An 18,840-nucleotide genomic window follows, 5' to 3' on the forward strand; every position below is an offset into this window, starting at 1 on the left:
CCGATGGATATTGCCGACCTCATTTGCCCGCGCACAGGTCTTCCGTATTCTTGGTTCGCGCGGCCTCGACGCTTTCGGCGCTAAGTCCGTAGGACATCAGGATCTTCTTGTAGTCATCGGTCTTCTTGAAGGCGATGAGCGCCGTATTGAACGCCTTGTAGAGATCCTTGTCTTCAGGCCGGAAATCGAAGCCGCCATAGCTTCTGACTGACTTGCCTTCGATGACCGGATCGGTGAAGGGGGCCGCCTGCTCGACATTCGAGCCACCGCCTTGAACCAGCTTGGCGACCGTCAGCTCCGTTGCGGCATAGGCGTCAGCACGGCCGGTCTGGATGGTCGAGAGCGCATCGGCATTGGCCTGGATCATGACGATCTGGGACTCCGGAATGCCGAGGCCATGGAAGAAATCGAGCTGATCGGCGCCCGAGACGATCGCGACCTTGAGGGACGGATCCTTCTTGATGTCCTCATAGGAATGCAGCTTCTTCGGATTGCCCTTCGGCACCAGCAGGCCTTCGCCGTAGCTCGAGTTCGGCGTGGTGAACTGCACCTGCTTGCAACGCTCCGGGAGGATGTTCTGCTCGGCGGCGACGAAATCGAAGCGCTTGGCCTTCAGGCCGGGGATCAGCGATCCGAACGGCGTCACGGTCCAGTCGACCTCCTTCACGTCCATCGACTTCAGGACGGCAGCAGCAACATCAGGACCGATGCCCTTGGCAGCGCCGCTCTCGTCCATATAGCTGTAGGGAACCTCATTGGCGCTGGCGCCGCGGATATAGCCATCCTTCTTGATCTGCTCGAGGCTGGCGGCATGGGCGGAAGCGGCCAGGCCGATGGTCAGACCCATGGCGGCAAGGCTGCGGTAAAAATTCGATCTCATCGTTCACTCCTCTGTGGTTGAATTCCGTCATCGGCTGTCCGGTTTTCCGGATCTTTGCCGTTAGCGGGGTGGTGATCCGCGCCGCACTGTCGCGGCGCGGCAATTCAGGGGGCCTCCGTCAAGGCCGCGACGACGGCGAGGCAATCCCCAGTGTTGATGAGGCCGGGGAAATGACGTGCGGCAAGAACGCCGTCCAGCGCCACCCGATAGTCAAAGGGTATTGATCCGGTGCGGCCGACCGGATGCACCCGGGCGATGATCTCTCCGGCCGCAACTATGTCGCCAAGATCCTTCACGGGTTCGAAAAGACCGTCTGCTTCGGCAAAGACGAAGCAATCGGAGGACGGCATGTCGAGCCACTGCGTTGTTCCCGTCTCCGGCGCGCCGGCAACGATACCGGCTTGCTTCAAGACGTTCAGAACGCCGCGCTTGGCAATGGAAGCCGTGCGTGCCGATATGGTTCCACCACCCGAAAGCTCGGTCGTCACAAAGACCTTGCCCATCTCCTCGGCGGTCGTGTCGTACATGCCGACTGCATCGATCTCGATCATCCGCATGGAATAGGGCGCGGAAAACGCGGCGACCGCATCGAAGCAGGCCTTTTCCTGTCGCTTGTCCGGCAGCGCATGGGCTGCGGCATACGGCAGGAAATCGAGCGTCCGGCCGCCCGAATGGAAGTCGAGCACGATGTCTGCCAGCGGCAGCAGGTATCGGGTGAAATAATCGGCGATCTTTTCCGTCACGCTACCGTCGGGCCGGCCGGGAAAGCTGCGATTGAGATTGCCCTTGTCGACCGGAGACGTGCGGGTACCGGCCTGAAACGCCGGATAATTCATCGCCGGGACGATAATGACCCTCCCCTTGACCTCTTCCACCTTCAGCGTCCGGGCGAGATCGAAGAGCGCGACAGGCCCTTCATATTCATCGCCGTGATTGGCACCAGTCAAAAGCGCCGTCGGACCATCGCCGTTTTTGATGACGCAGACCGGGATCATGATCGAGCCCCAGGCGGAATCGTCACGCGACCAGGGCAGGCGCAGGTGACCATGTTGGACGCCATCCCGATCGAAATCGACGGTCGGCGTTATGGGTGATGGGCGTGTGATCATTGTCATCATGTTCATGCCGGCCGATCACTTCACGACAAGTTTGCGGGGTACGTTGGACAGGCATTCGACACCGCTCTCGGTGATCACGATGCTTTCCGTGATCTCCATGCCCATGTCTTCCAGCCACAGCCCCGTCATGAAATGGAAGGTCATGCCGGGCTGCAGCTCCGTGCGATCGCCAGGGCGCAGGCTCATGGTGCGCTCGCCCCAATCCGGCGGATAGGACAGGCCGATCGGATAGCCAGTGCGGTTATCCTTGACGATCCCGTATTTCCTCAGCACCGCGAAGAAAGCGTTGGCGATGTCTTCGCAGGCGTTGCCGGGCTTGGCCGCGGCAAGGCCTGCCTCCATGCCTTCGAGCGTTGCCTTCTCGGCATCCAGAAAGGCTTGGGTCGGCTTGCCGAGAAAGACGGTTCGCGACAGCGGACAGTGATAGCGGCGATAGCAGCCTGCAATCTCGAAGAACGTCCCCTCGCCGCTCTTCATCGGCTTGTCGTCCCAGGTCAGATGCGGCGCGGACGCGTCGGCGCCCGATGGCAACAACGGCACGATTGCAGCATAGTCCCCACCAAAGCCATCGACGCCACGGATACCGGCATCATAGATTTCGGCGACGAGATCGGATTTGCGGATTCCGGGCTCGACTTTCTCGACGATCCGCTTGTGCATGGCGGCGACGATGCGGCCAGCCTTGCGCATATAGTCGAGCTCGGTCGGGCTTTTGACGGCGCGCTGCCAGTTGACGAGCCCCTGGGCATCCTTGAAGCGGGCATTCGGCAGGTGCTTGACCAAGGAGGCATAGGCCGCAGCGGTGAACCAGTAATTGTCCATTTCGACGGCGATCGAGGCATTGGCCCAGCCGCGTTCCTCGATGATCTGTGACAGGAGATCCATCGGATGGCGTTCGGTCGACTGCACATAATGATCGGGATAGCCGATGATGTTGTCGTGGCTGAGATAGGCCGTGCGCTTGGCGCCGTTGGCATCCTGGCCGCGTCCATACCAGATCGGTTCGCCGGAACCGGGCACCAGCACGCACTGATGCACATAGAAGGACCAGCCGTCATAGCCCGTCAGCCAATGCATGTTGGACGGATCGGTCACGATGATGAGATCGATACCGGCCTTCTCCATGGCTCGCCGCGTCTTGGCAAGCCGATCGGCATATTCGGAGCGGGTGAAATTGAGGGTCGGTTCGCTCACGCTGGGTCTCCTGATGCTTTTGTCGTTTCAATGGCTTGTCCCGCACCGGCAGCGACGGCGCGACGATGGGCAAGCGTGGCAATGGCCGTGTCCTGCACGCCCGTGCCGGTCAAATCGCAGAGCGTGATTGCCTCGCGTGACCGACGGCCGGCGGCTTGGCCGCAAATGATGGCGCCCAGTTCGGGAAAGGTCGCATCTTCCCTCACAAGACCTGCAACGATGGCATGATGCAGTTCGCCGAGCCGGCGGGTCTGCTTCAGGCTATCGGCGACATAGGGAGCGGCCCGCAGGATCGCCTTTGGATCGATCTCGTTTTTGTGCTCCGCATCCGAACCTATGGCTGTGACGTGCTGGCCGGGCTCCAGCCAGGAGGCGTCGAGGATCGGTTTGTTGGACGGCGTGGTGGTGACGATGATGTCGGCGCCGCTGCAGGCCTGCTTGGCGTCAGCCTCGGCCGAAACCGGAAAACCGAGCTCAGTGGTAAGCTCATCAGCAAGCCGTTTGGCCTTTTCCGCATCGCGTGCCCAGATACGGGCAGCTTCGATCGGCCGTACCAAAGTCAATGCGCGAAGCTGCAAGCGTGCCTGCATGCCGGCGCCAAGGATTGCCGCGACCCGGGCATCCGGGCCGGCAAGATGTTTTGCGGCAACCGCGCCCGCGGCGGCCGTTCGCACATCGGTCAGATAACCGTTGTCGAGCAGAAGCGCTTCAACCAATCCGGTATGCGCCGAGAGCAGCATCATCAGCCCGTTGGTGCTGGGCAGGCCAAGCGAGGGATTATTGAAAAAGCCAGGGCTTACCTTGATCGCGAAGCTGTCGACATCCGGTACATAGGCCGTCTTGACATCAACTTCGCCACGATGGGCGGGGATATCCAGCCGCATGATCGGCGGCATCTCCACCGCGTTGGTCGCCAAGGCCGCAAAGGCTTGTTCAACGCATTCGACGGCGTCCGCGTCAAGCTGAACGATTTTGCGCAAATCACTTTCCGTCAGCACAAGCACGCGCGCCATCACCCCACCCCCGATTTGATGCCGTTGACGATTTGGCGATGGACCACCGGATCGATGTTGCCACCTGAGACGACAATCGCCGTCGGGCCATCCGGTCTGATCTTGCCGGCAAGCAGCGCCGCGATACCGACCGCACCCGCGCCTTCGACGATTTCGCCTTCGACCGTCGCCGCATGGCGGATGCCGGCCGATATCTCGTCTTCGCTGAGCAGGATCACTTCGTCGAGAAGGTCGCGGCACATGGCAAATGTCAGGCGATTGTCGAGCTCGATGCCGCCACCCAGCGAATCCGCCAGGGTTTCGACCTCCTGGACTTCAAGCGGCGCACCCGCGGCAAGGCTCGCCGCCATCGCCGCGCCCCGCTCCATCGATATACCGATGACCCTGGCCTGCGGCCGCTTGGCCTTGATGGCAGCCGCAACGCCCGACGCCAATCCACCGCCTGACAGGGGCACGAGGACAAGCGCCACATCCGGCAGGGCATCCGCGATCTCGAGCCCGATGGTTCCCTGGCCAGCGATCACGTTGGCATCATCGAAGGGCGGCACGAAGCTCATGCCCTCCTCCCTTACCAAACGCTCGACCTCGCGCATGGCATCATCCTGGGATTGGCCGGCAATGCGCACCTCGGCTCCAAGGCTGCGGATCGCCTCGACTTTATTGGCGGGAACGAGCGCCGACAGGCAAATGATCGCCCGCGCACCCAATGCTGCGGCGGCGTGCGCGACTGCTCTGCCGTGATTGCCCGTGGACGCCGTTGCCAACCCGCGCGAACGTGCCTCCTCGCTGAGGCAAAGGATCGCATTGGTCGCTCCGCGAAGCTTGAAGCTGCCGGTCGTTTGTTGATTTTCCAGTTTGAGAAATACGGATGCGCTGGATTGGCGGGAGAGCGCGTGCGAGCGCATCAACGGCGTACGGACGACCTGTCCGGCAATGCGTCGCCGTGCCTCTTCGATATCGGACAACGTCACCGTCGCGGTCATCGCGCGGTCCGTCGCTCTGAAAATGCCATGATTGACGTCAGCACGATTTCATATCTCTTTCGCCACCGATGTTCATGACATCAGCGTGAAAGAGACAAAAGATCATGTCAATCTTATTATTGTTTCATTACAATTATGAATAGCATATGGCGCCTTTCTCGTGGCGCCAGCGATCTAATTCACCCCATGGGAACGCGGACATCGTCATCTTATCCGCGTTCCAAATCGAACTTCTCCGCCCTAAGCACGACCGGTGAGTTTAACCTGCCCGATCAAAACCTGCTGTCGGCTGGATCTATCGAAGCGTGCCCTTCACGCAGCCTGAACAACTGCATGCAGCGGGATTTCAACGTCGATTTCCAACGTCGAGACGTGTTCGTTGCAATCCATCTTGACTTGCACCTTATCGCCGTCGAGCTGCACGTGCTTTGCTATCACGCCGAGGATTTCCTCCCTGAGCAGCGATACCAGGTCCGAGCCTGCCGACGAGCGTTCGTGGGCAAGAAGCACCTGCAGGCGTTCTCTAGCCGCCGGTGCGGTTCTTTGTTTGCCGAAAAGACGAAAAATGTTCATGCCGCCCTCCGTCCGAATATCTTGCCGAAAATGTTCCGCTTCTCGCCGGGAATCGTGATCGGCAGAACTTCGCCTGTAAGCCGGCGAGCGGCATCGAAGTAAGCCATGGCAGGTGCGCTGCGGCTATCGGCCAGCGTGACAGGGGCGCCGATGTTGGAGGCGCGCAGGACATCCATGCTTTCCGGAACGATGCCGAGGAGCGGAATGGAAAGGATCTCCAGAACGTCGTCGACCTTGAGCATGTCGCCGCGCTCTGCGCGGTTGGCGTCGTAGCGGGTCAGGAGCAGGTGCTTCTCGATCCGCTCGCCGCGCTCGGCTTTGGCCGTCTTGGCATCCAGCAAGCCGATGATGCGGTCCGAATCGCGCACCGACGAGACTTCCGGATTGGTGACGACCACTGCCGTATCCGCGTGGCGCATGGCCAGAGTAGCGCCGCGTTCGATCCCTGCGGGGCTGTCGCAGATGATCCAATCGAAGTGTTGCTTCAAATCGTTGATGACGCGCTCGACACCCTCGGCAGTCAGGTTGTCTTTGTCGCGGGTTTGCGAGGCCGGCAGCAGGAACAGCGTATCCAGCCTCTTATCGCGGATCAGCGCCTGGGGGAGCTTGGCGTCGCCATGTATGACATTGATCAGATCGTAGACGACTCTACGCTCCGCCCCCATGACGAGGTCGAGATTTCGCAGCCCGACGTCAAAATCGACGACAACGACCTTATCATTTCTCTGCGCCAGAGCCGCTCCAAGCGCGGCGGTCGAGGTCGTCTTGCCAACCCCGCCCTTGCCTGACGTGACTACGATGACTTTCCCCATCTTGCTCTCCTCTGTCGTGGCCGGCTGCCGGCTCAGATAAGTTTCTCTGCCATGATCGCATCGCCTTCGAGCCAGAGCTGAACAGCCTGTCCGCGAAGGTTGGGGGCCATGTCTTCTGCCATTTTGTAAATACCGTCGATCGCGACCAGCTCCGCCTCAAGCTTCCGGCAGAAGATGCGCGCCGATGCGTTTCCGATCGAACCCGCCATGGCTCGGCCGCGCAAGCTGCCGTAGATGTGCACCGACCCGCCCGCGATGATTTCCGCACCGGAAGAAACCGATCCGATAACCGTGACATCCCCTTCGGGGAAGATCACCGACTGACCCGAACGCACCGGTTCCCTGATGACGATGGACTGCATTGCCGGCCGGGTCTCGGGAGCCGCCGGTCTGCTGCGCACCTCGACGACTGGCTCCTGCACCGGAACCTCGTTTACAGGCACCTCGATATCGGAAACCGGCCGACCGCCTTTGAGCGCGGGAGGCATACCCGGACCGAGGATTGAAGGGCGCGCGCCCTCGATACCCATGATGCTGACATTGCGCCGAGCAAGTTCCCCGATCAGATCCTTCAACCCCGATCGGTCGATCGACAGATCCGTGAGGTCGAGCACGACAGGGCGCCCCAAAAAGAAGCCCGCCGAACGCGCGGCGAGATCATCCAGCCTGATCAACCAATCATCGATGGGAAGATCCGGGGAAAGCATGACCGCCAGGAAGGAACGGCCTTTGATGCGGATCGAGCGAGCGTCTGTTAGCACTTTGGTCATCTGTGTAAATATTTCGTTGACCCTGTGTACCGCCGCTATGGTTAACAAATGGTTAACGCAACAGGGATGGCGCCCAGCATTGCCTCGCCCTCCTGCCGATTTTATTGTTAAGTTTCCGACACTTGCAGAAATGACCATCGATCGGGCCTGCGTTAATGAAGGCACCAAAATTTAAAGCGGCCACGAGAACTCATCGCTTACCGGAGCGCCGAAAGAGGCCAATTGGCCGCTTGGTGCGAAAGCGTGAGCAAATCGTCTTCCGACTCAGCTCAATGATTTGGTAGCGCGGCTGGTTTTCCGAACAAAAAACCCTGCACATGAGTCGCGCCTGATGCGCGAGCGGCATCCAGGTGCTCGTTCTTTTCGATGCCTTCGGCAACGATGATCGGGGCGACGCAAGATGCAAATCCGACCAGATATTGCAGGCTGCTCTGTCCCTTTTCTGAGGTCCGCACATTCCGCACCAGCGAAGCGTCGATCTTGATTATATCGGCCGGGACCGTCAGCAGTCGCGCAGGCGTGGCCATACCCGCTCCGAAGTTGTCGATCGCCACCCGGCAGCCGAGCGCGCGAACGGCTGCCAACCTCTCGACGCCCTCACCCACCAGTGGGTAAGTTTCCGTGATCTCCAGCACAAGTCGCGGAGCGAGTTCCGAATGGCGCTCGATTTGCCGGAGCATTTGTTTCCAGTGATCTGTGACAGCCAAATTGGCGGCGGAAATGTTGCATCCGAGTACGAGATTTGGATCCCGAGCCAAGTTCGCCAGAATCAAGTCCAGCATGCGCGCATCAAGATCGAAGGACGCGAGGGAGGATTCCAAATAGGGCGCAAAGGATGCAGCACGATGGACAACGCCACGGGCATCCGCAATCCGGGCAAAGCACTCCCAATAGAGCACCTTTTCCGGAACATCGATTTGGCTGACCTTCTGTGCGGCGAAACTCAGTCCGCGATCGGAAACAGCCTTGGACATAGTGAGGAATACCTCCAGCGATGCTATTCCCAGTCATTGTTTTCGACTGTGGCAGGCCGCCAAATCGTTGGCGCGTACGTCCTTACACGGAAACCTACAACCGAACGGCGTCGTCGGGTTATTTGAATTTCGTATGTTAGTAACTTATAAGTACATCGGGACGACTAATGGTGTCAAATCCTCAATCACTGCGAGCTTTTATGCAACCTTTCTTTTGCGTCGAAAGGCGGCCCGTGTTCCTTGTCCACAAGCAATCGGTCACCTAAAGCTTACACGATTCGGTCTTCCAAGACAGAATCAGAGGCCGCCAGCATTGCGTAGCTAGCTGAGTCGGAGATCGAGCTCGCGATAGAGCTTCTTCAAATTCGGCAATGATTTGAGCTGCCACGAAATCTGTTTGGAACCGCGCACCGTCATCTGCACGTCGGCACGTTTGCGGGCCTCTATCGTCAGTTTCGCAAGCAAGTTTATGCCCGACGAATTCAGAAACTGAAGGCCTGTCAGGTCGAGCGTCAGCCGCTCAGGGTTTTTCTCGAGCAAATCGGTCGCCAACTGGAAGATCGGAGCATAGGCGTCCGATCCGGCCAGACGCATGGAACCGTCAAAGAACACGACATGTCCTTCAGTCCAAACGCGAAATGCCTCTCCTCTAATTTCCATGGTCAAAACTCAGCCATTCTGGACGGAAGGGATCGGTAAGGAGGCATATGTCTCCAGATGAGTCGGACCGTTGGGCCGATTCGCATCAAAAGTCCACGCCAAGTCAGTCTCATAGTCACTCATCAGCGTCAGCAAGCCAAGGCCCGACTCGCTGCCGAAAGTCGACGCCGCGTTCTTCTCGATTTGCCGAATGAGGAGGTCCGAGGGGTCATCAGTGGTTATCTGAGCAAGCAAATGCTGAAAACGCGCAGCAGTTTCATTGTCGATAAAATTCGAGACCCTCATGCGAAACCGTTCTCCTTCTATCGAAGCCGAAATGCCGATTTCACCGGATACACGAAACTTCACGGCATTTTCAATAAGTTCGTTGGCGACGTAACCGATGTCATGGCGAACCTGGTGATAGACTTGACGTAACCTCTTGTAACGCAAAGCCGATATTTCAGCGATAAAATCGGATGTCATCGAACAATGGGACCAGCTCAAAGCGAGCGGTCCGTCAAGCAATCGGAGGAAAGTAGCGCTGTCTGCACTGCTGTTTGCTACAAGATCTGCGAGCCCAAAGACGACGGTCGCCATGCTATCACCTATGTCTCATTACAACCAGTGTTATATCGTCGTGAATCTTTTGCGACCCGATATAAGTCATGAGGTTTTCTAGAATACCGTTCATTACGTCCTGGGCACTGCCGCCATAAAGATCGCGGGCCGATTCACAAAGCCGTTCAATTCCATATAGTTCGCCGTTTCGGTTCTCAGCCTCCGTGACCCCATCGGTATGCAGAACGATGATGTCGCCACGGCCAAAGGCGACTTCTCTGGTATCGACAAATTCGGAAATATCCGAATCGAGCCCCACGGGAAGCCCGAGGTCGCCTGTTTCTATCCGCTCGACCTCTCCACCTTGTCTCACGACAATCAGATCCTCGTGTTGGCCGGAAAGCGTCAGCCGCTCCCCGTCATAGTCGAGAAAGGCGAGGGTCAAATGTTTGTCGGTCTTCGTTCGCTCGATGTTCTTGTAAATCGTGCGGTTGAGATCGGTCAGGAACTTCGTCGGATCGGTCTCCCCGGCCTCCTGCAAGGCGCGTGCGACGGACTGAACCATCAGCATGAGCACGCCGCTTTCAAGGCCATGACCGGTGACGTCCCCTATTCCGATCTTCAGCCTTTTTCCGTCCTGCAGGATGTCATAATAGTCGCCGCCGACCTCGTCGGCGGGGCGCATAAAGGCGGCGATCTCCAACTGCTCGATGGCCGCAAGTTCGTTTTGGCGCGGCAGGACCATGAGCTGTATGCGCTGGGCGACGGCCAGCTCGGCGCCAAGCCGCACGTTCTCGCTCTTCAATTGCGTGTTCAGCGCCGAAATTTCCTCTTTCGCCTCGGCAATTTCCTTGGTTCTTTCCTCCACCAGCGATTCCAAATTTTCCGTGTGGAAGCTTATCTCTTCCGCCATGCGGTTGAATGCAACGCCCGCCTGACCCACTTCGTCTTGCGACGGGATATCAACCCTGACCGAATAGTCTTTCGCCTGAATGCGCCGCGCCGCGCCTGCGAGCGCGCTGATACCGCTGGTAATGCGCTTGGAAACCGCAAATACCGCCCCGATGACAATCATCAGCGATATGGAGATCGCCAGGATCTGGTAAATAAGGATGCGGTTTGTCGCTCGCGATATTTCGTCCTGCGCAGCAAAAAGCGAGGCATAAATCTCCCGCTCCGGCACCACAATTCCGAGCGACATCGCTTCCTTTTGAATGGGACCGGAAACCCAAAGGTTGGTCGGCGCTATTTGCTTGACGACAACCAGATACGGAATCTTCTCCCCCTGCTCGTCAAACATAATATGCTGAATGACGCCGTCACGGTCCAAGGGGAGCGTTGCCAGCGCCTTTTGCGTGCTGTTGCGGAAGGAACGATCAAGGCCGGTCACGCCCTTGTCGCCAGTCTCGCTCGAAGAGCGCAAGCCAATGGTCTTTTCGCCTGCGTGGTTGATGGCGACGACATTGCCGTTCGACATCGTCAGGAAGCCAAAGCCGGTGTCGGCAACCTTCACGCTTTCGACGATACCGGCCAGTTGATCCAGCGTGATATCGGCGCCGGCGATGCCGGCAACTTCCTTGCGGTCGGAAGACCAGAGAGGATTGAAGAAGCTGACGATCAGCTTACCCGTGATGGCGTCGGTATAGGGTGCGGTTTGCGTGATATCGTCCGCGACAGGACGCGAGCCCGGCTCACGTGCCCATTGTTGCCAGGATTCATAGATGCCTGGAAAGAAGAAATCCCAGAAATTGGCATCGTTGTGGCCCGGATATAGCTTGTCAAAGGTCTGCGCCTGGTCGGTATAAGGCACCGTCCTGAAGATCGGCCGCTCTTTGGGTCCGATGTAATACATCTGCAGCTTGGAGTAGCCGCTCTTCAGCAGGTTCGGCGCGACGAGATCGACAACCGTGCTGGTCTCGATATCCTTTTGCACCGCAGGCAGCGGTTGATGATTTTGGTCGAGCAGGTAGCCCCAGACGCTGATTACGGACGGCGTACCGGGAAGATTCTGCGCCCACCGACCCTTTGGATCGTAAGTGAGCTTGATGGCGCCAGGTTCGGATTGCGCCAGCGCCTCGCCGACCGCATTGTTTCGGTTGGGATGATCTATCTGCGACTGGAGAACGCCCGCGAGCGTTTTGACATCGGAATGCACCTGATTGAGAAGCAGCCCCACGCGGGCAGCCGTCGAGTCCGCATAGGATCGAATATAATCCTGGCTCGCACGTTCAAGCCCCTGGCCCACTTCGGACGTCGCGTCGCGGGACAATCGCTGCACGTTCCACAGGGCCAATCCGCCGCTGACGAGAAGGTCAAAAAGGACGGCTCCGCCGACCACGAGGACAAATTTCGCGCGAAACGACCGGATGCCGGGAAAGAAAAATCGGCCAGTTTTTCTGCTCATAGCGGCTTCCGCCCCGAGGCGGCCCAGATAGGCCAGCCGGCATAACCCTTCGGATGAAGGGCGGCGAAGATGTGATCCTGGAAGCCTTGGCGGAAACGCTTGATGAATTCCGGCGTATCACCCCGGCGAACCGACATTTCGCCGGCATAAACATTTTCCCAGGCGGTGATAACATCGGCGAAATCCTGGGGATCGCCATCGAGGTTGCTGACCATGAAGTTTTCCATCTCGATGGCCTCGAAGCCCGCATCCAACAGCAGGCGGCGGCTTTTAGGGCCCATTTCGACATCCATATCAAAATGGGCGAACAGCGTCGCCACCTCATTGTAGGTCCATTGTATGCTTGCCGCCCGCGGCTCGCCAAGACAATGAGAGTTTTTTTCGTTGGTGATGTATACGCGGCCGCCCGGCTTGCAGATGCGGTAGAGTTCCTTGAGCAATAGATCGGGCCGATTGAAAATTTGCAGCGAATGGCGACAGGTCACCAGATCGAACTGATTGTCTTCGAGCAGCATCTGTGATGCATCGCCATAGGTATATTCGATATCGCGAATATCGAAATCGGCAGCAACCTTGCGCGCGTATTCGAGACTGGCCATCGAATGATCGAGCGCCACGATCCTCGCCGGTTTGAATTCCTTATGGGCCAATACGGCGAAATCACCGATCCCACAGCAGATATCTGCCATCGCAATGCCGGCGCGCATGCCGTGACGCGGTAAGATCTCGCGTTCGTGGCGCCAGGTCATTTTCGTCTGCGTCCGCAGGATGGGGATGAAACTCTGGTCTTCGACAAAGGTCTGGCCCGGATAAAAGGCGGAATCATACGCCTCTACGGCAATCTTCGGTTCGATCGCATGCAGATGACGGAATGTCCTTGTCGCCCATCCAACAACACTGGATGTCACCACCACGAAACGAATGTCCCGCCGTGTCCGGCTCGCATTGACCAGAAGCCGCGCCAAAGCGTTATACGCCATCGCATTCATATGAATGAGGCGTTTGACATTTATGTAGAAGACGCCTCTGACTTGATTGATGCTCTTTTCGAGTAAGGCGGTGGTATCGGCGATGTCTACGGGTGATAACGGCCGCAGGATGCCTGAAAGTGAAAACTCCTGGCTGTTTAGATCGAACTGAGCCGAAAACAGCGGAACCGGTTCGTGGGAGCTCAATTCAGTAGTCCCTCCACTGGAATGTCCACGACCACAGTGAGAGCTCGATCTTCCACCTGTTGCAGCGATAGCGATGCGTCATAGTTGATCGCCAAGCCGAGCAGAATGACGTCCTCTTCCGAGACTGAGCTTTCATCGGCGAGTGCGTCGAGATATCTTTGCAGAGCGCCGCCTCCCTTCGCCCTTGCGCTTGCGTCACGGTACCGGTGTTGTTGTGCGGGGGCACAGGGAAAGGTCAGAGCAATCCGCTCCGAGCCATCCCCTCGGGAAACATTGCAGTGAAGCCGCCCCGAAGCGCAGCCGGAGCGAAACGAGATTTCAAACAGCTCGTTGAGCGCGGATGAAAGCAAATTGGCGTGGCGGACCGGATCGCCTCGGTCGTGGCTCACCATGCGCGCAACGTAGTTTGAGAGCTGATTGCAGTGGAGCCAATCGGACATGAAAACTTCCATTTCCATTTCCAGCTCAAGCATCGGATGAAATGGTAATGCAGTGCGGCCTGCGCTTTGCTCGCTCAATGCCGATCCCCTATCGCCTGGAACGGTCAGCTTCTCATGGATGCACAAAACCGCTCTATTTTCATGGTCTCACAATTCCGGGCGGAAATGTGCAGTTTTCCTGGAATTGTTCTAGAGCATCTTATGAAAGAAGATACTCCAATATTCGCGACTACCCACGGAACAGGTCCGAAGCGTCCCGTCAACTTCCCACCACCTATTTTTCCTGACTTTGCCACTTTGCCGTATCGTTACGCTGGAGGAACTCCAGGACGGACGATGCAGGCAGAGGTCGACCAAGGAAATATCCCTGCAAACGGTCGCAGCCGGCGGCAATGAGCCATTCGGCTTGAGCTTGGTCTTCCACGCCTTCGGCTGTGACCTTCATGCCCAGCCCATGCGCCAACGCGATGATAAAGCGAACGATCGTCTGGCTTTTATCGTCGTTCGTCAGATCCTTTATGAAGTACTTGTCGATCTTTATGGAATCGAAGGGGAAGTTCTTCAGATAGCTCAGGGAGGAATATTCGGTACCGAAGTCATCGAGCGAGATCTGAATACCAAGGACATTGAGGGTATTCAACGTATCGAGATTGTTGATCGTGCGCTCGAGCAAAACACCTTCGGTGATTTCGAGCTCAAGACGTTCAGCCGAAAATCCGATCGTGTCGAGCGTCTGCGATACCCGGTCGGTGAAGCCTCCGGTCAAGAATTCGGCGGGCGAGAGATTAACCGCGACCATGCAGTGCGGCGGCCACGTCATTGCCTGCCGGCAGGCTTCTTCCAAGACCCATTGGCCAATTTCCGGCATCATTCCATCGGCTTCCGCCATTGGGATGAATGCGGAGGGTGGGATGATACCCATCATCGGATGATGCCACCGCAACAAAGCTTCGAAACCGGCGACGGATCCAGAACAATCCACCAGCGGCTGATATTCGATAAAAAATTCGCCATGCTGCAGCGCCACGCGCAGGCTTCGCCTCAGCAATTCCCGCTGCTCCAGAACCATCATCATGGCCGGCTCAAAAGTGCGTGCCCGGCCTCTTCCCTCACTTTTTGCAGCGTAAAGAGCAATATCGGCGGCACGCATGAGCTGGTCCTCCTCATTGCCATCCCGCGGGGCAAGCGCTACGCCAATACTTGCGCCTGAAAACACTGCGATCCCATTCACCAGGAACGGCTTCTTAAAAGCGTTCACCAACGCATCAGCCAGTCGCTCCGCCTCTGCCGGCTGGCCCTTGCGGAGCTGAATTACGGCAAACTCATCGCCCGCCAGCCGGTATGCGGTCTCTCCCGGTCCAAGAACGTTGCGTATCCGCTCGGCGGTCTGCTGCAAGACGATATCGCCGGCGGCATGACCCAGAGTGTCGTTGATCGGCTTGAACTCATCGAGGTCGAGCTGCATCAATGCGATGCCGCTCTTTCCGCCTGATAAAGCCTCGTGCAGGCGCGCACCGAACTGCCGCCGGTTCGGCAGGCCGGTCAAAGCATCGTGATTGGCTTCATGCAGCAGAAACGCCCGGTCCGCTTCGTCAGGGGACGGCTCCTGACGAAGCGGATTCCTCGTCTCAACAACTGCGAAACCATTGGCAGGCCGGAATATGATAAGATCGCATAGCGCCTCGCCTGCTCTTTGGAACTGCACATTCCGCAGCCATCCGGTATTGCCCGCCTGTTCGGTGAACATGTCCATGCTGGGATCATCCAGCTCCGGGTATATTCCGAAAAGCGTGGCCTGAGAGGTCTTTTCGTCGCCGTAGAACGCCCGGAACCTCTCGGACGACATAATGAGATTCAAATCGCAGTCGTAAAACGAGAAAAGCACGTCGGGTGCGCTGCTGACCGGCAAAGGAATGTCAAACTTAATGACGCTACTGGCTGCCATTCCGGTCTCCGTCCTGTCCTGGGAACTTTCAGGCTTCGTAATCGCTTTCAATCTCCTGTCGTCTTGGGATCTAACGGACCGAGCCGACACTTGCCATTCAACAAGTATCAAATGGTTATGTTTCAAATATTACGCATAAATAATTTAACAATTGCCGAATTTAAGCCCCACGCCTGATTGATTCCGACGACGCTCCCCTCGTTGGGAACACTGCGTCCAGCAGTCATTTACATTATGCTAATGAAGTTAGTCCTGTCAAATGTTCAATCAAAAATTGCAGGCGACCACAAGAACAGGCATGGGTTACACCTTCGAAATAACGCGCTTTTCGCGCAATTTTCCACGGGAATGATACCCTCATGATAGCCTATCTGACATCCTCGAACGCCGAAAGCGGTTCGGCTTTTCAAATAGCCGAACCGCTCCACTTTTTTGGTCTTTCGCTATTCCGAATGAGAAACCGCTCTGCGGCTTGCTTGGACCCCCTTCAAGCAACGCGTTCGAAGCGAGTACGGATACGTTCGATGTAGTGCTGGCCGGGCGAGGAAGCCTCTACCATGGCCTGGGCAGCCTCTTCTGGAACGCCGGTAAAGAGACGCTCCTCGCCGTTCTTGAAGCGAATATAAAGACGGCCATCGTCTGGATGGAAAAAAACGGATTTAATAATCCGCGATGAAACTGGAAGTTCTTTCATAGGTCACCTCGCCTTCGACGCGGTTGTGCCATGAAAATCAAAATATCGAATGAAGTGAACTAGTTAAGAAAACGTAGCGCTTTGGCGCAACCCTCCGGAATACCTCACGGGGAAAGGCTAATTGTACCAGCCCGGCACAGCGGTTGATCATACAGCGAGGCCGGGGCCCGGTTACCCAGGCCCTCGTCATAAACTCACTCGACACCTGAAAAGACATCCTTGATCGCGGCTGCGATCTCCTCGCAATGCGTTTCAAGGGCGAAGTGGCCCGTGTCGAAAAATCTGATGTCCGCGCTTGGAATATCTCGCTTGAACGCTTCCGCGCCTGGCGGCAGGAAGAACGGATCGTTCTTGCCCCAGACGGCCAGGAACTTCGGCTGGTGCTTCCTGAAATACGCTTGGAATTCCGGATAAAGAGCGACATTGCTCTTGTAGTCGCCGAAGAGGTCGAGTTGGGCGTCGGTCGCCCCTTCACGTGCGAGGTAGTGATTGTCGAGGGAATAACCGTCCGGCGAAATCAGCGTCGTATCCGTCACGCCATGGGTATATTGCCATACCGTCGCCTCCGGCTGGAGGAACGATCTCAACGCATCGCGATTGGCAGGAGACGGATCGTTCCAGTAAGCCCTGATCGGGTTCCAGCCTTCGCTCAATCCCACTTCATAGGCATTGCCGTTCTGCGAAATGATCCCCGTAATCCGATCCGGGTGCCAGATCGCCAGCCTGAAGCCGGTCGGCGCGCCGTAGTCGAACACATAGATCGCGAACCGCTTCAGCCCGATCACCTCCGTAAAGCGATCAATCACCTTGGCGACATTGTCGAACGAGTAGGAGAACGCGGAACGCGGCGGCAGATCGGTCTGGCCGAAGCCCGGCAAATCGGGAGCCACCAGATGAAAATCCGCGGCCAGAGCTGGGATCAGGTCGCGAAACATATGACCGGAACTTGGAAACCCGTGCAGCAGGAGAAGTGTGGGGTTCTTTCGATCACCCGCCTCCCTGTAATAGACGCCGAGCCCATCCACATCCACCTTCCGATAGTGCACCTTCGTCATGGAACCATTCCTTTGGTAACCTGATTGATGACGTTAACATGGTTACACCAAGCTAGTAACCAGTCAAGTGCGTTTATAAAGGTTACATTAAAATCGCACGCCGATACGGCACAGCGTTGCAGACTGCTGCCCTGAAATCTGTTTCGATCTCGGAAAGCTAAGTCAATGATTTGGAAATCGAATTGTTGTCTTGGCTCGCAGAATCGGGCGACCTCTTTAATGGGCCTGTATTGGTTATTTCAGCGAAGCGAGATGACTATGAGCGTTATGGCCGGCGTCTATTTTCTGCAGCCGTCGGGAACCCCTATGGGCACCCCATGCATCTTGGCGGCCATTTTTCTATCAATTGGCTCGGGCGCGGTGGGCGGCCTGTTTCGCGCGGTTACCGCAAACCGCCATGCTGCACCACCGGCGCTTCTTGCCGCGCGTGCGATCGATGAAAAGAAGCGTGCAGTTCTGACCTTCACACGCTTTGACATCCGAGAATTCCTCGATGCAAACAAGTTCACCCATCGCTTCCGCAATCGGGGATAAAAGAGCGTCTGGCGATTTCCACTGACGTTCCGTCCTCCAGCGCAATCCGCTCGTCCCCTTCTCCTCTTCCGCGATGACGATTTGGCGAAATTGTTCGTCCCGCGACAGCAGGCGGTTTAATGGTTCGAGCTGCTCGAGCGCGCTGGCATCGAGAGGCCTTCCCTTGTGCTCCCTGACGAATTCTCGGAACCATTCGCGCAACGAACGCGCCTGCGCCGCCAGCGAGTCGAGTTCTCCGGGCATGGCGTTCCTGGCAATGGACTGCAATCTGCGCTCCGGAACGAGACCCGCCTCGCGAAGCCACTGGATGAACCCCTCTCCGTCGTTGAGCCATTCGAAAGGCCTGTCGACCGGGGTTGCCAAAGAATTTAGAAAATCAAGACCAGCGGCGTCCCCGACGAAGATTGCTGGTGGATTGCGTTCGGCCATGACCTACCTCACTTGAAGCTTATTTCATGCTATGATCGCTCCGCTCAGCCTTCACAGGCGTCGCTACTTTCAGATAGCCTAATAACCCCCTAAAATCTAGTAAAATGGTTATTATTTCATCGTTCGATCCAAGGACATGAAGCAGGTCGCGCGGAACTGCACGGATCGAACCTCATCCGATTTAGAAATAACTAATGAACCATGAGCATACTGGGAGCGTTTCTTGGCCAGGAGGAGTGTCCCATGAAGAGTATGCAAAACCGACAAGTCAAAAGACCCGGCCCGCGCGAGCTGGATGTGGAACAACATTGCAAGAAACACGGCGTTGACGCAGCCGAAACCAAGAAACTGGTCAAGCTGCTGGGCCGGCATGCTCCGCTGCACGAGCTACATGCCAACGCACCGCCGAAACAACCTCGGTGGCGCTAAGGTTTCTGCCGGCGGCGTCCGGCTTCGCGTTTGAGACAGCCGCGCTACGTGCCCGCGGTCTCTATGCTGCATTCGGCGCTTGGCGTGACTGCTCGCCATTACGTCCGTCAGCGAGGAAGCAGATGCATTCACATCATCCGAGGCGTACAATTGTGCATGGACAAGCAACTCGTAGAACAGCATCTAAAATTGGCAAAGCAGCACGTGGCTCAAGGCCG

19 protein-coding genes are annotated in these 18,840 nt (G+C 57.2%); 1 reads left to right on the forward strand and 18 read right to left on the reverse strand.

Annotated elements, in window-relative coordinates; genetic code table 11:
* Window positions 1-19: 19 nt before the first annotated feature.
* The 18 genes from ehuB to NXC24_RS29635 form a co-directional block, all read right to left on the reverse strand.
* Window positions 20-880, reverse strand: coding sequence for an ectoine/hydroxyectoine ABC transporter substrate-binding protein EhuB (ehuB, locus tag NXC24_RS29550; RefSeq protein WP_104826904.1), 861 nt, complete (start codon window positions 878-880; stop codon window positions 20-22).
* Window positions 881-984: 104 nt separating this feature from the next.
* Window positions 985-1,998, reverse strand: coding sequence for a N(2)-acetyl-L-2,4-diaminobutanoate deacetylase DoeB (doeB, locus tag NXC24_RS29555; protein ID WP_104827902.1), 1,014 nt, complete (start codon window positions 1,996-1,998; stop codon window positions 985-987).
* A gap of 15 nt (window positions 1,999-2,013) precedes the next feature.
* On the reverse strand, window positions 2,014-3,192 hold the full coding sequence (gene doeA / locus NXC24_RS29560) for an ectoine hydrolase DoeA (RefSeq protein WP_104826905.1): 1,179 nt from the start codon (window positions 3,190-3,192) through the stop codon (window positions 2,014-2,016).
* Entirely contained in the window at window positions 3,189-4,205 is a 1,017-nt protein-coding gene (gene eutC, locus NXC24_RS29565) for an ectoine utilization protein EutC (RefSeq protein WP_104826906.1), read from the reverse strand. Before eutC ends, doeA begins: the two co-directional genes overlap by 4 nt.
* The gene (eutB, locus tag NXC24_RS29570) at window positions 4,205-5,188 is read right to left on the reverse strand and encodes a hydroxyectoine utilization dehydratase EutB (RefSeq protein ID WP_104826907.1); all 984 of its coding nucleotides are present in this window, start codon (window positions 5,186-5,188) and stop codon (window positions 4,205-4,207) included. Before eutB ends, eutC begins: the two co-directional genes overlap by 1 nt.
* A gap of 312 nt (window positions 5,189-5,500) precedes the next feature.
* The gene (gene minE / locus NXC24_RS29575; RefSeq protein ID WP_028750328.1) at window positions 5,501-5,761 is read right to left on the reverse strand and encodes a cell division topological specificity factor MinE; all 261 of its coding nucleotides are present in this window, start codon (window positions 5,759-5,761) and stop codon (window positions 5,501-5,503) included.
* Window positions 5,758-6,573 carry a septum site-determining protein MinD gene (minD, locus tag NXC24_RS29580; RefSeq protein ID WP_104826908.1) on the reverse strand — a complete coding sequence of 272 codons (816 nt, stop codon included), beginning with the start codon at window positions 6,571-6,573 and terminating at the stop codon, window positions 5,758-5,760. The genes minE and minD overlap by 4 nt, the downstream gene beginning before the upstream one ends.
* A gap of 32 nt (window positions 6,574-6,605) precedes the next feature.
* Window positions 6,606-7,343, reverse strand: coding sequence for a septum site-determining protein MinC (gene minC, locus NXC24_RS29585; protein WP_104826909.1), 738 nt, complete (start codon window positions 7,341-7,343; stop codon window positions 6,606-6,608).
* 269 nt (window positions 7,344-7,612) lie between these two features.
* Complete coding sequence (locus NXC24_RS29590; RefSeq protein WP_104826910.1) at window positions 7,613-8,317, reverse strand: EAL domain-containing protein; 705 nt, start codon at window positions 8,315-8,317, stop codon at window positions 7,613-7,615.
* A 321-nt stretch (window positions 8,318-8,638) separates the two neighbouring features.
* A complete protein-coding gene (locus NXC24_RS29595; protein ID WP_104826911.1) occupies window positions 8,639-8,977 on the reverse strand; it encodes an STAS domain-containing protein in 339 nt (112 codons plus the stop codon).
* 9 nt (window positions 8,978-8,986) lie between these two features.
* Window positions 8,987-9,556, reverse strand: a complete 570-nt coding sequence (locus NXC24_RS29600) for an ATP-binding protein (RefSeq protein WP_104826912.1) — start codon at window positions 9,554-9,556, stop codon at window positions 8,987-8,989.
* A 4-nt stretch (window positions 9,557-9,560) separates the two neighbouring features.
* A complete protein-coding gene (locus NXC24_RS29605) occupies window positions 9,561-11,921 on the reverse strand; it encodes a SpoIIE family protein phosphatase (RefSeq protein WP_104826913.1) in 2,361 nt (786 codons plus the stop codon).
* Window positions 11,918-13,096, reverse strand: coding sequence for a class I SAM-dependent methyltransferase (locus NXC24_RS29610; RefSeq protein WP_104826914.1), 1,179 nt, complete (start codon window positions 13,094-13,096; stop codon window positions 11,918-11,920). The genes NXC24_RS29605 and NXC24_RS29610 overlap by 4 nt, the downstream gene beginning before the upstream one ends.
* Entirely contained in the window at window positions 13,093-13,536 is a 444-nt protein-coding gene (locus NXC24_RS29615) for a ubiquinone biosynthesis methyltransferase UbiE (RefSeq protein ID WP_245464069.1), read from the reverse strand. Before NXC24_RS29615 ends, NXC24_RS29610 begins: the two co-directional genes overlap by 4 nt.
* Before the next feature lie 274 nt (window positions 13,537-13,810).
* On the reverse strand, window positions 13,811-15,481 hold the full coding sequence (locus NXC24_RS29620) for an EAL domain-containing protein (RefSeq protein ID WP_104826916.1): 1,671 nt from the start codon (window positions 15,479-15,481) through the stop codon (window positions 13,811-13,813).
* Window positions 15,482-15,968: 487 nt separating this feature from the next.
* Window positions 15,969-16,175 carry a KTSC domain-containing protein gene (locus tag NXC24_RS29625; protein WP_104826917.1) on the reverse strand — a complete coding sequence of 69 codons (207 nt, stop codon included), beginning with the start codon at window positions 16,173-16,175 and terminating at the stop codon, window positions 15,969-15,971.
* A 194-nt stretch (window positions 16,176-16,369) separates the two neighbouring features.
* Window positions 16,370-17,230: an alpha/beta hydrolase gene (locus tag NXC24_RS29630; RefSeq protein ID WP_104826918.1), complete on the reverse strand. Its 861-nt coding sequence runs from the start codon at window positions 17,228-17,230 to the stop codon at window positions 16,370-16,372.
* A 342-nt stretch (window positions 17,231-17,572) separates the two neighbouring features.
* Window positions 17,573-18,193 carry an ABATE domain-containing protein gene (locus tag NXC24_RS29635; protein ID WP_104826919.1) on the reverse strand — a complete coding sequence of 207 codons (621 nt, stop codon included), beginning with the start codon at window positions 18,191-18,193 and terminating at the stop codon, window positions 17,573-17,575.
* Between the two features lie 243 nt (window positions 18,194-18,436).
* Between NXC24_RS29635 and NXC24_RS29640 the strand changes: the two genes are divergently transcribed.
* A complete protein-coding gene (locus NXC24_RS29640) occupies window positions 18,437-18,622 on the forward strand; it encodes a hypothetical protein (RefSeq protein WP_104826920.1) in 186 nt (61 codons plus the stop codon).
* Window positions 18,623-18,840 lie beyond the last annotated feature (218 nt).

Source organism: Rhizobium sp. NXC24 (genome assembly GCF_002944315.1).
Taxonomy (GTDB): domain Bacteria; phylum Pseudomonadota; class Alphaproteobacteria; order Rhizobiales; family Rhizobiaceae; genus Rhizobium.

What these genes read in the sequence shown, in the direction of transcription:
- NXC24_RS29635 (WP_104826919.1), bottom strand. Translation starts at nt 18,193, where the DNA reads ATGGCCGAACGCAATCCACCAGCAATCTTCGTCGGGGACGCCGCTGGT.
- eutB (WP_104826907.1), bottom strand. Translation starts at nt 5,188, where the DNA reads ATGACCGCGACGGTGACGTTGTCCGATATCGAAGAGGCACGGCGACGC.
- NXC24_RS29620 (WP_104826916.1), bottom strand. Translation starts at nt 15,481, where the DNA reads ATGGCAGCCAGTAGCGTCATTAAGTTTGACATTCCTTTGCCGGTCAGC.
- minE (WP_028750328.1), bottom strand. Translation starts at nt 5,761, where the DNA reads ATGAACATTTTTCGTCTTTTCGGCAAACAAAGAACCGCACCGGCGGCT.
- NXC24_RS29615 (WP_245464069.1), bottom strand. Translation starts at nt 13,536, where the DNA reads ATGTCCGATTGGCTCCACTGCAATCAGCTCTCAAACTACGTTGCGCGC.
- NXC24_RS29590 (WP_104826910.1), bottom strand. Translation starts at nt 8,317, where the DNA reads ATGTCCAAGGCTGTTTCCGATCGCGGACTGAGTTTCGCCGCACAGAAG.
- NXC24_RS29595 (WP_104826911.1), bottom strand. Translation starts at nt 8,977, where the DNA reads ATGGAAATTAGAGGAGAGGCATTTCGCGTTTGGACTGAAGGACATGTC.
- eutC (WP_104826906.1), bottom strand. Translation starts at nt 4,205, where the DNA reads ATGGCGCGCGTGCTTGTGCTGACGGAAAGTGATTTGCGCAAAATCGTT.
- NXC24_RS29600 (WP_104826912.1), bottom strand. Translation starts at nt 9,556, where the DNA reads ATGGCGACCGTCGTCTTTGGGCTCGCAGATCTTGTAGCAAACAGCAGT.
- NXC24_RS29605 (WP_104826913.1), bottom strand. Translation starts at nt 11,921, where the DNA reads ATGAGCAGAAAAACTGGCCGATTTTTCTTTCCCGGCATCCGGTCGTTT.
- NXC24_RS29640 (WP_104826920.1), top strand. Translation starts at nt 18,437, where the DNA reads ATGAAGAGTATGCAAAACCGACAAGTCAAAAGACCCGGCCCGCGCGAG.
- NXC24_RS29625 (WP_104826917.1), bottom strand. Translation starts at nt 16,175, where the DNA reads ATGAAAGAACTTCCAGTTTCATCGCGGATTATTAAATCCGTTTTTTTC.
- minD (WP_104826908.1), bottom strand. Translation starts at nt 6,573, where the DNA reads ATGGGGAAAGTCATCGTAGTCACGTCAGGCAAGGGCGGGGTTGGCAAG.
- doeB (WP_104827902.1), bottom strand. Translation starts at nt 1,998, where the DNA reads ATGATGACAATGATCACACGCCCATCACCCATAACGCCGACCGTCGAT.
- ehuB (WP_104826904.1), bottom strand. Translation starts at nt 880, where the DNA reads ATGAGATCGAATTTTTACCGCAGCCTTGCCGCCATGGGTCTGACCATC.
- minC (WP_104826909.1), bottom strand. Translation starts at nt 7,343, where the DNA reads ATGACCAAAGTGCTAACAGACGCTCGCTCGATCCGCATCAAAGGCCGT.
- NXC24_RS29630 (WP_104826918.1), bottom strand. Translation starts at nt 17,230, where the DNA reads ATGACGAAGGTGCACTATCGGAAGGTGGATGTGGATGGGCTCGGCGTC.